This is a genomic window from Parabacteroides sp. PF5-6, assembly GCF_029504695.1.
GTDB lineage: Bacteria > Bacteroidota > Bacteroidia > Bacteroidales > Tannerellaceae > QVMG01.
The window spans coordinates 126,218-140,621 of record NZ_JAQFIN010000002.1 but is presented as its reverse complement, the minus strand read 5'-3'; the positions used below and the strand labels follow the sequence as shown (position 1 = coordinate 140,621).

Sequence of the window (14,404 nt, the reverse complement as noted above, 5' to 3'; positions counted from 1 at the left end):
TGATATTAAGCATGAAAAAGTTATTAGTATTTGCAAGTGTAGCTGCTTTTGCCTTTTGCCTTACCGCTTGTGGCGGAAAGAAGAATGCGGAAAACCAAGCTACCGAAGCTGCCGAAGCAACCGCTGAAGTTCCTGAATACACGTTATTGAATCTTCCGACAGTCGATATCGCGACTTTCCCGAAAGATGCGGATGGCTGGTTCACTATCTTTGATGGTAAAACCTTCAACGGCTGGAGAGGATACAACAAAACGGAAGTGCCTACTCGCTGGACCATCGATAACGGTGCGATCAAATTCAACGGAACCGGTGGCGGTGAAGCCCAGGACGGTGACGGAGGTGACCTGATCTTTGCTTCTAAGCTGAAAAACTTCGAGTTCGAATTCGAATGGAAAGTGGCGAAAGGTTCCAACTCCGGTATCTTTATCCTGGTACAGGAAGTAGAAGATCAACCTTCTTATATTTCTTCTCCGGAATATCAGGTGTTGGATAATGAGAACCACCCGGATGCCAAGTTGGGAAAGAGCGGCAACCGTATGTCTGCTTCTTTGTATGACATGCTTCCGGCGAAACCGCAGAATTCCAAACCTTTCGGCGAATGGAATAAAGGTAAGATCCTTTGCTACAAAGGAACGGTCGTTTATTACCAGAACGACGAAGCGGTAGTGGAATATCACTTGTGGACCAACCAATGGAAAGAAATGCTGGATAACAGTAAGTTCAGCAAAGAAGCCTGGCCGTTGGCTTACGAACTGTTGATGAATTGCGGTGGTCCGAACCGTGAAGGCTTTATCGCTTTCCAGGATCATGGTGATGATGTTTGGTTCCGTAACCTGAAAGTGAAAATTTTAGACTAAAAGAAGTATTGGCCTCGAATCACGCCGTAGTGCGGATCCGGGGCTTAGCTTTATAACCTTAAATACCCGAAGCCACTATCGTTAGTCGCTTCGGGTATTTCTTTATCCAATCCTTACTATATGATATAGTGAACTCAATTTAGACTCAATTTTTTTAGACATAATGAAATGAAAAAAGATCAATGTTATTCCGGGGCGCAACTGACCTGGCTTATGCTGGTGCGCCTCTTTATCGGCTGGCATTTTATGTATGAAGGTTTGGTTAAACTGATGAATCCGCACTGGACATCTCTTCCTTACCTTTTAGACTCGAAAGGACCGGCCGCGTCGTTTTTTATCAGTCTGACTCAACATGAAGGGTTGATGACTTTTATCAATCTGGCGAATGAATGGGCCCTGCTTTTGGTTGGTTTAGGCCTGACCTTAGGCATTCTCTACCGCTTATCTTCCATAGGCGGGATGCTTCTGCTACTCATGTACACCCTTTCTCACCCCTCTTTCATCGGGGCCGACTATTTGATGCCGTTCGAAGGATCCTATTTGTGGATCGATAAGAACCTGGTCGAATTGGCGGCGTTGGGATTACTCTGTGTTTTCCCCACCTCCCGGATTATCGGGTTTGATCGTTTCCTGGCCCGGAAGGTGCCGGCATTTGTCAACTATAAATTAATCTGATACACGAATGGCAGAAGAAAAGAATAAACAATCGAATGAACAAGGCCAACAACCCGACAAAGGACGCCGGGATGCCTTGAAGACACTGGCTACTGTCCCTGTATTGGGAGCAATGGCTTATGGTGTTTACCAAAAAAGAAAAGATGCCTTGCGCGACCGGAATATCTCGGATGTATTCAGTCTGAGCAACCGGCAGGCGAGCTTCCTGGAACCCCAACCCGACGGCAAGCAGATCCGTATCGGGATCATCGGTTTCGGGATCCGGGGCAAACAGTTACTCCGCGCGGCAGGCTTTGCCGAACCTTCCTGGATCGATGACCGTATCCGGGATGCGAAGAACAATAAAAACGACAGCCGGTATCAGCAATACCTTGAGCAGGACGACCTGAATATCGTGGTGAACGGTGTCTGTGATATCTTCGATGTGTATGGGGATGCCGCCGTTCTGGCCGGTGCCAATATTCATCGGGAAGGAAGCAATGGTAAGTTTGGGAAAGAACCGAAACGTTACCGCTATTACCAGGAACTGCTGGCTGCGGATGATATCGACGCGGTGATCATTGCCACGCCCGACCACTGGCATAGCACAATGGCGATGGATGCGGCACGGGCAGGCAAACATGTGTATGTCGAAAAACCTTTGTCCTGGACTGTGCCCGAGACCTACCGGGTGCGTGAAGTGATCAAGCAGACCGGTGTGGTGTTCCAGTTGGGACATCAGGGCCGACAAACCGATTGCTACCAGAAGGCGGAAGAGATTATCGGAAACGGACTATTGGGAAATGTCAATCTGATCGAAGTCTGTACCAACCGGAACTCTCCGAATGGCGCCTGGGTGTATGATATTATCGAAGGCGCCAATCCGACAACGATCGACTGGCGGCAGTTCGAAGGTCCGGAAGAGCGGGTGAAAGAATATATGGATTATATGAAAACCTACGGGTTGGAACGTTATGTCGGTCCGGAAGAACGCCATAAATTCAGTCTGGAACGTTTCTTTCGCTGGCGTTGCTGGTGGGATTATAGCACCGGATTGTCGGGCGACCTCTTGACGCATGAATATGATGCGGTCAACCAGATCATGCACGTGGGCATTCCGCATTCGGCGACCTCTTCCGGTGGCGTTTATTTCTTCAAGGACGGGCGGACCGTGCCGGATGTCTTGCAAACGACATTCGAATTCCCGAAGAACAATATGACCATGCTGTATAGCGCCACGTTGGCCAGCTCACGCAACCGGGGTAAAGTCTTTATGGGAACGGATGCTTCGATGGAGGTCTCCAATATATTGGAAGTCAGTGTCGACCGCGACTCGCAACGTTATGCGCAGAAGATACAGCAGGGCGTGATCCCGACCGATGCCCCGTTCTATTCCTATGTGCCGGGGCAGAACTCGTCGGATACGGTCACTTCGGCTACCGAACTGTACTTTGCCAAACGCGGTTTGCTCTATACCTATGTCAACGGCAAGCGCTACGACACAACCCATCTCCATATCCGCGAATGGCTGGAGTGTATCCGCCAGGGTAAAACTCCAAGCTGTGGCATCGACCAGGCTTTCGAAGAAGCCATGACGGCCCACATGGGTACGCGTGCTTACCTGGAAGGCCGAACGATGTATTGGGATCCGGATAAGGAAGAGATTGTCCGGGGCGAGATCGTTTAAGGAAATAAACAGATACGAAGAAGGGTATATCAAGTTGTTTGGATATACCCTTTTGTTTTATAACAAGGTTTGGTCACTTCTTGTCAAAAAAAACACATTTCTTTGTAACCAAATTTCAATACCACTGGTCTTATCTGTAAAAGCGAGTATTCACAATTAAAAATTGAAACAAGATGGATGATGGTATCGTAGTCGCAATTCTCGGCGTGATATGTGCAATCGGACTGCCTGTAGCCGCCGCGTGGGTGATCTTTGTGCAAAGGATCAGAGCCCGGCATGAAGAACGGATGGAAATGATTCGCAGTGGAGTTATTCTGGAAGAACCGGCAAAGCCGGAAAAGAGTCCTAACCGCTATCCGGCATTGCGCAACGGTCTTTTTATGATCGGCCTGGCTCTGGGAGTCATTGTCGCGATCTGGATGGGACCGGTAATGAATGTCGGTGATTGGTTCGACCTGACCATCCCGACGATGGCTATCCTGTTCGGCGGAGTTGCCTTTGTGGTCTATTTCTTCCTGGCCCGTTCGATTCAGAAAAGGGAAGAAATGCAAGACAAACAAATCTAAGGACAATAGGAAGGAGCCGGATGGACGAGCAAAGGTGGATCGAACAGATCCGAGCCGGGGATATGCAATCTTTTTCTCTCTTGGTAGCGAAGTACGAAAAGATGGCCTATACCCTGGCTTTTCGGATCATGGAAAATCGCGAAGAGGCGGAAGAGGTGGTGCAGGATGCATTCGTCAAGATGTATCGTGCCTTGCCGGGGTTCCAGTTCGGGAGTAAATTCTCGACCTGGTTCTACCGTATTATCTACCATACGGCGCTCTCCGCCCATAAGAGCCGGCGTAGCTTTGTCCGCTTCGAAGAGGCCGGAGCAACCGCCCTGACCGATGATGAAACAGATTCGGCTCTCTCTCTCCTGGAACGGGAAGACCGAAAAGAAATGATTGCCCGGGTACTGGAAAAGATGCCGGCCGACAACGCTACACTCTTGACCCTTTATTACCTGGAAGAGTGCTCGGTGGAGGATATCCATCAGATTACCGGGCTGAGCCTCCCGAATGTGAAAACGAAACTGTTTCGGGCGCGCAAGCAATTCTACGAAACGATACAACGCATGATGCAAAAAGAAACAACCCCTATATTATGAATGCAGAAGATCCAAAAATTGATAAGCTGACACGTGAATTGCTGCAAGGAACTGCCGAGCAGCCGTCCTCTTTGCTGATGGGCCGGATCCTGTCGGCCGTGATGAAAGAAAAGAAACTGAATCAAAAGATCACAATGCAAAAGCTCCCGTCGTTGAATGGATTGGCTGGCATTCTTTTGGTTTATCTCGTTTTGGCCTTGGGAGCGATCTATTTCCTATTTATGAATCCCGCTGAAATCGAGCTGCTCAGCCCGGAACTTATGCAGGCGTTCCCGATATTCCTCACTTTCGCCGCCGGCATCTCTTTCTTCTTCCTCTTTGGGCAGTTAGACAAATGGCTGCAGAAAAGAATGAAATCAAAAGAACATGATTAATATACAGACAACACAGATCAAACAGATGACCGCAGATACTATTTAATTAATAAATATATCTGCGGTCATCTGTTTGATCTGTGTAATCTGTGTGCAATATGTTCTTACTTCTTTTTATTCTGCTTTGATTATTAGGTTGCCGTAGTTGTTCCCATCGAAGAAGATCTTACGCGAGGAATGCCCATTGTTGATCTTCGATGTATAGTTGTGATCGTTTTTGGTGGTCTGCGCGTTGAAGCGTTTGGCAATGTCGTATTTGGCAAACTTCATATCGTGGGCAACGACTTCGAAAGCCAGGTCTGCCGGAAGGGTCAGGGTCAGGTTGCCGAACGTGCCGTCGACTTTGATATCGGTGAATGTAGGAGCCACATCCCGGACCGCGATATTGCCGTAGGAGTATTCTGCGTAGAGGTGTTTCTCCAGTCTTTGGATATTCAGATTGCTGTAATCCGCTTCGACATTGGCGATGCCGACCGTTCCCAGGTTGAGGTTGCCATAGTCGATCTCCAGGTTTAACTGTCCGACATCTTTGATCTCTCCATTCGAATAATCACTTTCGATCGTCAGTTCTTTCGCATTACCGATATTTATCTTTCCGCAATACGCCAGTTCCATCACCGCCCGGTTGAGGTTGCCCAGGGTGATATTGCCGTAGTCGCATTCGATGGCCAGGTCTTCACTGAAGTTGCCGGCGTTGATATTCCCGTATTTCACTTCCAGGGCGGTACGCGCATCGTTCTCGGGTGGCAGGTTTACGTTGCCGTAATGCAGTCCGATCGATGGCTTCATCTTCGATGGCTTACTGATGTAATAGTTGATTCGCAGCCGCTCATTGTTCTTTGTCCCACCGAAGCGCTTCATCGATGTTTCGCCGAAGACCCTATTGCCTGTCTGTCCAATGGCAATACTGACATAAGTCAATAATTCTTCCGCGCGTTTGTCCGTATTGGCTCGGGCTTCAATGACGACTTTGATCTCCACTTCGTTCTTCTCCCAATGGGTGACGGTGACATCGCCATAGCGATTGTCGATAGCAAGATTGTCGGACGAACCGACTTTGAATGTCCTGACGATCTCTTCCTTCTTCTCGCTTGCCGCAGCAAAACCTTCAGCTGAGGCATAAGACGTTCCGAGTAATAACAGGATAAATACGCTGATATAGGTGCGTATCTTTTGGAATGATTCTCTTGCGTTCATGTGTTGATGTGTATTAATTTATTGTGTGTTGTTCTTCGTATCCTATCTGATCGAGCATGATCTGCAGGCTGCGCAGGCTGTTGCTGTAATGCTGGTTGATCACATAGATTCCCTCTTCCGAGCAGGGCAGGGTAGGCAGGATCTCTTCTTCAAAGCGGCCACTGTCGCTTACTACCTTGCGGGAGGCTTGCACCAGTTGGGCCGATTTGTATGAAGTCGTTTCTTCATCGGCGGCTTCGATCCGCGCCAGGACTTCATTGATCTGCATGGTGTAATAGAGCTGCAGCTCTTCGATCTCGCATACATTGGCCGTCGGGTCGTCGTCGTCCATGAACAGGTCGGTCGACGGTTTGAACAGGATAAACAGGGCGATACAAGCTGCGGCAGCTACGCCATAGACTGTATACCAAAGCGTATGCCGTTTTGCCCGCCGAGGCAGTTTCTTTTCAAAACGAGCGAGATGCCCTTCGGGCAGTTCGAAATCGTCAAACTCCTGTCGGTGTTCGTCGATGAATTGTTTTAATTTATCCATGATCCATTCGCTTGAATAAGTTCTAAAAGTTTACGCTTGGCGCGAAGATACTGGCTTCGCACGCTTGGCGGCTTAATCTCCAGGATGGAAGCAATCTCTTCCATATCATAGCCTTCAAAGAGGTAGAGCGAGAGGATAACCCGGTAACCCGCCGGCAGTTTGAGGCTCGCCTCTTTGATTTGCTGAACGGAGTAGGCTATCTCTTCTTCATCCATGGCTTCCTCCGGTTCCGTTTCGGCATGGTTGGCGGAAAGCTCTTCCATCTCCGGCGTCTGCCGGCGCACGTAGTCGATCGCCGTATGCACGGCAATCCGGTGTATCCACGCTTCGAAGCATTGTCCGTCATGGTATTGATCCAGCCGCGTAAAGATCTTCAGAAAGCTGTCCTGCATCGCTTCTTCCGCTTCCGGGGCATTGCCGATAATGCGTAAACAAGCGAAATACAATAACCGGGCGTATTGATTGTAAAGGCTCATCTGCGCGCTGCGACTTCCCCGCCGGCAAGAATCAATGAGTTGTAACGTTGCTCTCTCCATGTTCATTTATATATACGCAACTGCCGGACGAACGTTGCATCTGGCGAAGTAAAAGTACAAAAAAAAAGAGGCATCATCGCGACGCCTCTCTCCCTGAACTAAATGATAAAAATAAAAGTTATGTGGGAAGGTTTTCAGTTAACCCTTTCAAAGTTCTCTATATCGAAACCCGACGGATCTCTATCCGTTATCAGTTCCTTGTCCGAATTGTAATCCAGCTCGTACGTTTTGTCGCCACTAAACGTTTTCACTTTGACTGTCAACTTCACGGTTTCCCCTTCTGTATCCGGCAGGCCGGATAAATCAAAACATACAATACTCGGTACCGAAGTCAGTGGAGGATCATCATACGCATTATGCCTGAATTCAAGCTGGTAGGCCTCCGCTTGATCGCCCGCCGGCAACAGATTGACAAAATGCCTTTTCGCTCCTCCGTAATTAAAAGCAAAGATCATATTCAGATAGCCATCGCCAATCCAGATATCCTCTACTTTGATCGGATCGATCCCGTATACGGAATCGTTCTTTTCGCCCAGATCCTCGGCTATCTTTTTGGTCAGGATCGGATCTACTCCGTTTACTTTCACGTAATGGTCGAATCCGGATAAAGAATCACTCAATATCGTATAATTCAACCATGCCCTTTGACCTTCATTCAAATTGTGTCCCAGGTAGGAACCGGCCGCCGGCCATAAACTTGTCCCGTCATCCAGTTTGAAATAATGCTGGCTGTTCTCCAGCGATTCAACCGTTGCTACGCCTAACCAGTATTTCCCCAGCGAGTAGCCATCATCATCCAAACAGGAATTGAAAAGAAGAGACATGCTCAACAAACCAACCGTCAGCACAAAGATTTTCATCCTTTTCATCGTCATCCTCATCTTCTAAACTCTTAATTTCTTATTCTTTACATAAAGGAAGATGTGGGTTCATCCCGAAAGGCTGCAATCTTAAAATATAAAAAAAGTTAAAGCGTCTATCCCTTCTATCCCTCTGCCCTCTCGATCCGCAAAGCGGCGCCTACTTCAAGCCGGATCGGCGAGAATGTTTTTCCTTAATGCCGGGAGTATTTGTTTGTTGATAACTATCAACAAATCTGTTGATAATTATCAACAAATAACTACTCCTTGCAATTCGTTCATTTACTGTGTCTTATACGTGCTGAAAAAACAGGGGGAGAAATGGATGGAGAAAGCGATAAAAAAAGCGTAACTTTGCATCTTATACTAGTTGAGGCAAAGATGAATTATAGAATTCTGGCACCTGAAGGGCCTGTGCGGGCTTCCGTCCGACTGCCGGCATCCAAGAGCATAAGTAATCGTGTGTTGATCCTGAATGCGTTAAGTTATAGTGCGTATGGGGTTCAAAACCTGGCGGAATGCGATGATACGGAGGTGATGGTTCGGGCGTTGCAGTCGAATGATACCCATTTTGATATCAAAGCGGCGGGTACGGCGATGCGCTTCCTGACGGCTTTCCTTTCGAAGATTGTCGGGCAGTGGACCATTACCGGTACGGAGCGGATGCGTAACCGTCCGATCAAGATTCTGGTCGATGCCTTGAATAGCTTGGGCGCGCGTGTAGAGTATATGGAGAAGGAGGGCTATCCGCCTTTGCGTATCTATGGCAGCGCTTTGCAGGGTGGCGAGATCGCTTTGCCGGGCACGGTCAGCTCGCAATATATTTCCGCTTTGTTGATGATCGCTCCGTTGACGGAGAAAGGGATCACCTTGCATTTGGAAGGAACGGTGATCTCCAAACCGTATATCCGGATGACCCTGCAGTTGATGGAAGAGTTCGGCGTGCGCGCCGAATGGAACGGGCAGACGATCCGCGTGCGGCCGCAGGAATATCGGCCGGTGCCTTTTACGGTGGAGTCCGACTGGAGTGCCGCTTCCTATTGGTATGCTCTTATGGCTTTGTCGCGGGGATCGGAAATCGAACTCTTGGGTTTGTTTAAGAAAAGTACGCAGGGCGACGCTGCCGGTGCCGCGCTTTTTGCGCAATTAGGCGTCGGGACGACCTATACTTCGCGGGGCGTGTTGTTGAAGTCGAATGGCAATAGTTGCCGTAAGCTGGTGTATGACTTTGTCAACGAACCGGATCTGGCGCAGACCTTTGTCGTGACCTGTGTCTTTATGCAAATCCCCTTTCGCTTTACCGGTTTGCAGAGCCTGAAGATCAAAGAGACTGATCGGATAAAAGCGTTGAAAACAGAGATGCATAAGTTGGGTTATGTCTTAAAGGATACGGCGGATAGTATCTTGGAATGGGACGGCGAACGCTGTGAGCCGGAGCCCGATCCTGTGATCGCCACCTATGAAGATCATCGGATGGCTATGGCTTTTGCCCCGATCGCCCTGAAGCGGCCGGAAGGCATCCGGATTGCAGATCCGGGCGTGGTCAGCAAGAGCTACCCGAACTATTGGGAAGATCTGAAAGCCGCCGGCTTTCAACTAATTGATAATTAATAATTAATCATTACATAAGTCGTGTTCTATTTGATTATCGGATTAATCGCCTTGGGCGTAGTGGCTGCCGTGATGGGTTATTTTCGCAATAAGAAGTTCGAGCGGATGCTGGAACGGGGAGAGATTGCGGCAATGCCTGAGATACAGGAGATCCCGGATGAATGTTGCGGTGCGCATGAGGTGTGCGAGCGCGACAGCCTATTGGCTGCCGTAAGCAAAAAGATCGAGTATTATGAAGATGAAGACCTGGACCGTTTCCGTGGCGTGGCCGGTGATGCCTATGCGGAAGAGGCGGTGTCGGAGTTTCAGGAAGTACTGTACACCCTGCGGGATACGGAAGTGGCCGGTTGGCTGCGCAGTTTGCAATTGCGAGGCATCGAACTGCCTGACCTTTTGAAGGATGAGGCGTTTTTGATTGTCGGGGAGAGAAGGTTATAAACAATTACGAATTAAAAATTACGAATTACGAATGGTTGTTCGCAAGATGTAATTTTTAATTCGTAATTCGTAATTCGTAATTTATGGAGATACTACACTATACTTTTTTTCAGCATGCTCTGATCGGTAGCCTATTGACGGCGATAGCCTGCGGCATGGTCGGCACGTATGTGGTGACGCGGCGGCTGGTGTTTATCAGCGGGGGCATTACGCATGCTTCGTTCGGCGGCTTGGGCTTGGGCTTCTATCTGGGCACCAATCCGATCGGGATGGCGATGCTCTTTTCCGTACTCTCGGCTTTCGGCGTGGAGTGGGTGAGCAAGACGCAGAACGTGCGCGAAGATTCGGCGATTGCCGGGGTCTGGTCGCTGGGCATGGCGTTGGGGGTGATCTTTATCTTCCTGACGCCCGGATACGCGCCCAACCTGTCGGCTTTCCTCTTCGGTAATATCCTGACGATCGCGCTGACGGATATCCTGTGGATCGGTGTTCTGGCGTTTTGCCTGGTTCTTTTCTTCTCTTTGTTTCTGCGGGAGATCATGTTTGTGGCTTTCGATCGCGACTTTGCCCATACGCAGGGACTGCCGGTGCGCACGGTCGAATACGTGATGATGTTCTTTATTGCCGTTACGATTGTACTCTCTATCCGGCTGGTGGGCATTATGCTGTTGATGAGCCTGTTGACGCTTCCGCAGATCACGATGAATACGTTTACTTCCGACTTCCGGAAGATCGTCTGGGGCAGCATCGCTATTGGCTTTCTGGGCTGCGTGGCCGGCCTGTTTTGCTCTTATCTGTTTAATATCCCTTCCGGCGCTTTTATCATCCTGGTTTTAGTCGTTCTCTTTTTATTGGCTAAAGCAATAAAAGCGGTGCATCTACGTTTGAAGATAGAAGGTAGAAGATAGAAGATAGAAGTTCGTTCCATCTTCTAACGGCTATTAAAGAATAATGAAAAAAGGCTTTTACTTTATACTCTCTTCGTTTACGTTTCTCTTGCTTTGGTCGTGCAGTACGCAGAAGAACACCAAGGCGAGCCGATTCTATCATTCTTTTACGACGCGTTACAATATCTATTACAACGGGAAAGTCTCGTTCGATGAGAGCCTCGACGCCATGCAGAAGAACTACAAAGAGAGCTATACGGACCGAATCCTGATGTATCCGATCAGCGCCCAGCCGAAAGACAAAGCGACACCCGGAGGCCCTTTCGACCGGGCGATCGAGAAGAGCAACAAAGCCATCAAACTCCATTCCATCAAAGTCAAACCCGAGAAGAAGCCCGGCTGGCGAAACGATCCGAAACAGGTTGCCATACAAGAAAAAGAAGAATACAATCCTTTCCTGAAAAACAGTTGGCTGATGCTGGGGCAGGGGCAGTTCTATAATGCCGATTTCCTGCAGGCGGCGGCGACCTTCTCGTATATCGCCCGCCACTACGCGACGGATCTCGAGGTGGCGACCGAAGCCCGCCTCTGGCAAGCCCGTTCCTATGCGGAGATGGGCTGGCTGTTTGAGTCGGAAGATATATTGAAGAAGCTGAACATTAACGGCATCCCGAAGAAGAACCTGAAGCAGTATGCCGCCGTGAATGCCGACTACCTGATCAAGGAGCAGCGTTTCGAAGAGGCAATCCCTTACCTGCAGCAGGCGATCAAGAACGAAAAGAATAAGTTACAGCGTACGCGTATGCGTTATCTCCTGGGGCAGATCTATATCGACCAGGGGTTGAATGGTATGGCGTACGATATGTTCAGTAAGGTGGCGCGCGCCAATCCGCCTTATGAACTCGAGTTTGCCGCCCGTATCCGCCAGACGGAAGTGTTTACCGGAAGCAATTACATGAAGATGGTCAAACAATTGGAACGCATGGCGCGCAGCGACAAAAACAAAGACTACCTCGATCAGGTGTATTATGCCATCGGGAATATCTATATCAATCAGGAAGACACCTTGCATGCCATTGAAAACTACGAACTGGCGGTAGCCAAGAGCACCCAGAACGGGATGGATAAAGCGATTGCCCAGATCCGGGTGGGGGATATCTATTTCACGCAAGGAGATTATATCAAAGCACAGCCCCATTTCAGCGGCGCATTGGCGGGCATTCAGAAACAATACAAAGACTACGAGCGGGTGGCGAAATTGTCGTCCGTATTGGACGAGCTGGTGATCCATGCCGAGGCGGTTCACCTGCAGGATAGCTTACAGACCCTTGCGCGTATGCCCGAAGAAGAACGGCTGGCGGTGATCGATAAGATCATCGAACAGGTGATCAAAGAAGAAAAAGAAGCGAAAGAAAACGCGGATCGCGAAGCCTACCTGGCCGAGCAGGAGGCGCAGGGATCGGGTCTTGAACAGCAAGAAACGGGGGGCATTCAACTGCCTACGGCCGGGAGCGACGGCTCTTTCTATTTTTATAGTCCGCAACTGGTAGCGCAGGGAAAGACACAGTTCCAGCGCCGGTGGGGACGAAGAGCGTTGGAAGACGACTGGCGGCGTGCGAAGAAAGCCATGTCTACGTTTGAAGAACCGACGGAAGCGGAGGGTGTGGCCGAAACGGAAACACCACCGGCGGTTGATGCCGAGGGTAATCCGGTTGCCGGAGACGCTGCCGGCGGAGAGCTTGGACCGGATCTGGCGGATGACCCCAAATCCCGCGAATACTACATCCAGCAATTGCCGCTTACCCCCGAAGATATAGAAGCTTCCAATGTGATTATCGTTGACGGTCTCTTCCATATGGGTATGATCTATAAAGACAAACTGGAAGATCTCTCGTTGGCGATTAAAGGGCTGGAAGAATTGAACAACCGCTTCCCGGAGAACGAACACCGGCAGGAGACTTATTATCAGATCTTTTTGATGGCGCTCCGCCTGGGTAATACGGCGTTGGCAAACGAATACAAAGACAAACTGATACAGGCATATCCGGATTCCGACTATGCCGTGGCGGTGGCCGATCCGGATTATGAATACAATGTCCGCATGATGGATGTCGTTCAGGATTCGATCTATCAGACGACCTACGACCGTTACCTGGCGGGAGATGTAAATACGGTACGCCGCAACTATAAAGAGGTGAGCGAGAAATATCCGTTAGCCAAACTGATGCCGAAGTTTATGTTCCTCGATGCCCTGACGTATGTGGAGACGGCCGATGTCGAAGGGTTCAAGGAAGCCTTGAAGACCTTATTGGATAAATACCCGAAAGCGGATGTGAGTGAACTGGCGGGCGAGATGCTGAAAGGCGTCTTGCGCGGACGTGCCCTGGTGCAGGGAAGTGTGAGAGGCATGACCTGGAACCTGCGTTTCGGAGGCGAGGGTGAACTCTCAGCAGCCGACTCCGCCCGCGTCTTTACGGCAGAAAAGAATCTGCCCTACCGGATGATGCTGGTCTTCCCGACCGGAAGCCTCGACCGTAACCAGTTATTGTTTGCCGTGGCGGCCTATAACTTCGCCAACTTCCTGGTCAAAGAGGTCGATCTCTCGTTTGAAGAGGCAGGCCCTGTGACGATGCTGATGATCACCGGATTCTATCATTTCGATGAGATCATGCAGTATTATAAGATGATCTACGAACCGGAAGGCTATGCGACGGCATTGAACCGCGACGTATCGGCATTCCCGATCTCGGAAGACAATTATGAGACGTTGATGCGCGGTAAAACATTGGATGAATACGTTGCCTTCTTCGAAGAAACCTATGGCGAAGCCTATCCCGATGTGATTGCCCGCTGGCATATACGCAAGGATGCCGACGAAGAAGAAGCCGAAGAAGAGGCTGAAGCGGAAGCCGGCGCCAAAGAAGAAATGGTAACACCTCCTGTTGCGGAAGATCGGAAAGAGGCCGAAGAAGTTGTAATACCTCCTGTTGCGGAGGAGCGGAAAGAAGCCGAAGAAGAAGTAATCGAAAAACCGGAAGAAGTATTGACGCCGGTGGATTCAACAACTGTACTTCCGGCAGATACCATTCGTCAGGAGATCGTGCCCGTTCCGACCGATACGGTTCCGGTTTATCAACCACCCGTAGAAGATCAGGGTCTTACACTTAAAGAGATAGAAGAGATACGTAAACGGGAAGCGGAAGAGAAAGCGGCCCGCGAAGAAGAAATACGCCTGGCGAAAGAAGCGGAAGAGAAAGCTGAACAGGAGTTGAAGATACAGCAAGCCCGGGAACGTGAAGAACTCTTGAAGAAGCAAAAAGCGGAAGACGAAGCTCTGTTGAAAGCCAAAGCGGAGCAGGAGAAAAAGCAGGAGTTGGATCGCAAGGCGAAACTAAAACAAGCCGAGGCCGACCGCAAAGCGAAAGAGAAAGCCCAACGCGAACTCCAGGCGAAGAAAGAAAAAGAATATAAGGCACGCCTCAAGCAGCGCGAGAAAGAGCGCAAAGAACGGGAACGGGAATACCAGCGCAAACTGAAAGAGAAAGAAAAAGCGCAGACCGAAGCCCGCCGTGCCCGCGAAGCCGAAGCAAGAGCCAAAGCGAAAAGCCGGAAACGGTAGTA

General features: G+C 49.6%; 14 protein-coding genes. 10 read left to right on the top strand and 4 right to left on the bottom strand.

The genetic code is table 11. The features are described from left to right. Positions 1 to 11 precede the first annotated feature (11 nt). The 6 genes from M2133_RS02660 (at position 12) to M2133_RS02635 (ending at position 4,722) form a co-directional block, all read left to right on the top strand. A complete protein-coding gene (locus M2133_RS02660; protein WP_277464421.1) occupies positions 12 to 857 on the top strand; it encodes a DUF1080 domain-containing protein in 846 nt (281 codons plus the stop codon). Positions 858 to 1,025: 168 nt separating this feature from the next. Further along, positions 1,026 to 1,532, top strand: a complete 507-nt coding sequence (locus M2133_RS02655; RefSeq protein ID WP_277464420.1) for a DoxX family membrane protein — start codon at positions 1,026 to 1,028, stop codon at positions 1,530 to 1,532. Positions 1,533 to 1,539: 7 nt separating this feature from the next. After that, positions 1,540 to 3,198 carry a Gfo/Idh/MocA family oxidoreductase gene (locus tag M2133_RS02650; protein ID WP_277464419.1) on the top strand — a complete coding sequence of 553 codons (1,659 nt, stop codon included), beginning with the start codon at positions 1,540 to 1,542 and terminating at the stop codon, positions 3,196 to 3,198. Between the two features lie 173 nt (positions 3,199 to 3,371). Continuing rightward, complete coding sequence (locus tag M2133_RS02645; RefSeq protein ID WP_277464418.1) at positions 3,372 to 3,764, top strand: DUF6249 domain-containing protein; 393 nt, start codon at positions 3,372 to 3,374, stop codon at positions 3,762 to 3,764. Between the two features lie 20 nt (positions 3,765 to 3,784). Next, complete coding sequence (locus tag M2133_RS02640; protein WP_277464417.1) at positions 3,785 to 4,348, top strand: RNA polymerase sigma factor; 564 nt, start codon at positions 3,785 to 3,787, stop codon at positions 4,346 to 4,348. Continuing rightward, a complete protein-coding gene (locus M2133_RS02635; protein WP_277464416.1) occupies positions 4,345 to 4,722 on the top strand; it encodes a hypothetical protein in 378 nt (125 codons plus the stop codon). Before M2133_RS02640 ends, M2133_RS02635 begins: the two co-directional genes overlap by 4 nt. 114 nt (positions 4,723 to 4,836) lie before the next feature. On the opposite strand, the gene M2133_RS02630 is transcribed toward M2133_RS02635, so the two are convergent. The 4 genes from M2133_RS02630 to M2133_RS02615 form a co-directional block, all read right to left on the bottom strand. Next, complete coding sequence (locus M2133_RS02630; RefSeq protein WP_277464415.1) at positions 4,837 to 5,919, bottom strand: DUF4097 family beta strand repeat-containing protein; 1,083 nt, start codon at positions 5,917 to 5,919, stop codon at positions 4,837 to 4,839. A gap of 13 nt (positions 5,920 to 5,932) precedes the next feature. Then, on the bottom strand, positions 5,933 to 6,451 hold the full coding sequence (locus M2133_RS02625; RefSeq protein ID WP_277464414.1) for a hypothetical protein: 519 nt from the start codon (positions 6,449 to 6,451) through the stop codon (positions 5,933 to 5,935). Further along, on the bottom strand, positions 6,439 to 6,987 hold the full coding sequence (locus tag M2133_RS02620; protein ID WP_277464413.1) for a sigma-70 family RNA polymerase sigma factor: 549 nt from the start codon (positions 6,985 to 6,987) through the stop codon (positions 6,439 to 6,441). Before M2133_RS02620 ends, M2133_RS02625 begins: the two co-directional genes overlap by 13 nt. Positions 6,988 to 7,121: 134 nt before the next feature. Continuing rightward, positions 7,122 to 7,856: a NigD-like protein gene (locus tag M2133_RS02615; RefSeq protein WP_277464412.1), complete on the bottom strand. Its 735-nt coding sequence runs from the start codon at positions 7,854 to 7,856 to the stop codon at positions 7,122 to 7,124. Between the two features lie 372 nt (positions 7,857 to 8,228). On the opposite strand from M2133_RS02615, the gene M2133_RS02610 reads away from it, so the two are divergent. From M2133_RS02610 to M2133_RS02595, 4 genes are all read left to right on the top strand, one after another. After that, entirely contained in the window at positions 8,229 to 9,458 is a 1,230-nt protein-coding gene (locus M2133_RS02610; RefSeq protein ID WP_277464411.1) for a 3-phosphoshikimate 1-carboxyvinyltransferase, read from the top strand. A 21-nt stretch (positions 9,459 to 9,479) separates the two neighbouring features. Next, entirely contained in the window at positions 9,480 to 9,896 is a 417-nt protein-coding gene (locus M2133_RS02605) for a phospholipase (RefSeq protein ID WP_277464410.1), read from the top strand. An 83-nt stretch (positions 9,897 to 9,979) separates the two neighbouring features. Continuing rightward, positions 9,980 to 10,804, top strand: coding sequence for a metal ABC transporter permease (locus M2133_RS02600; protein WP_277464409.1), 825 nt, complete (start codon positions 9,980 to 9,982; stop codon positions 10,802 to 10,804). A gap of 43 nt (positions 10,805 to 10,847) precedes the next feature. Then, on the top strand, positions 10,848 to 14,402 hold the full coding sequence (locus tag M2133_RS02595; RefSeq protein WP_277464408.1) for a tetratricopeptide repeat protein: 3,555 nt from the start codon (positions 10,848 to 10,850) through the stop codon (positions 14,400 to 14,402). The last annotated feature ends 2 nt before the right edge of the window (positions 14,403 to 14,404 follow it).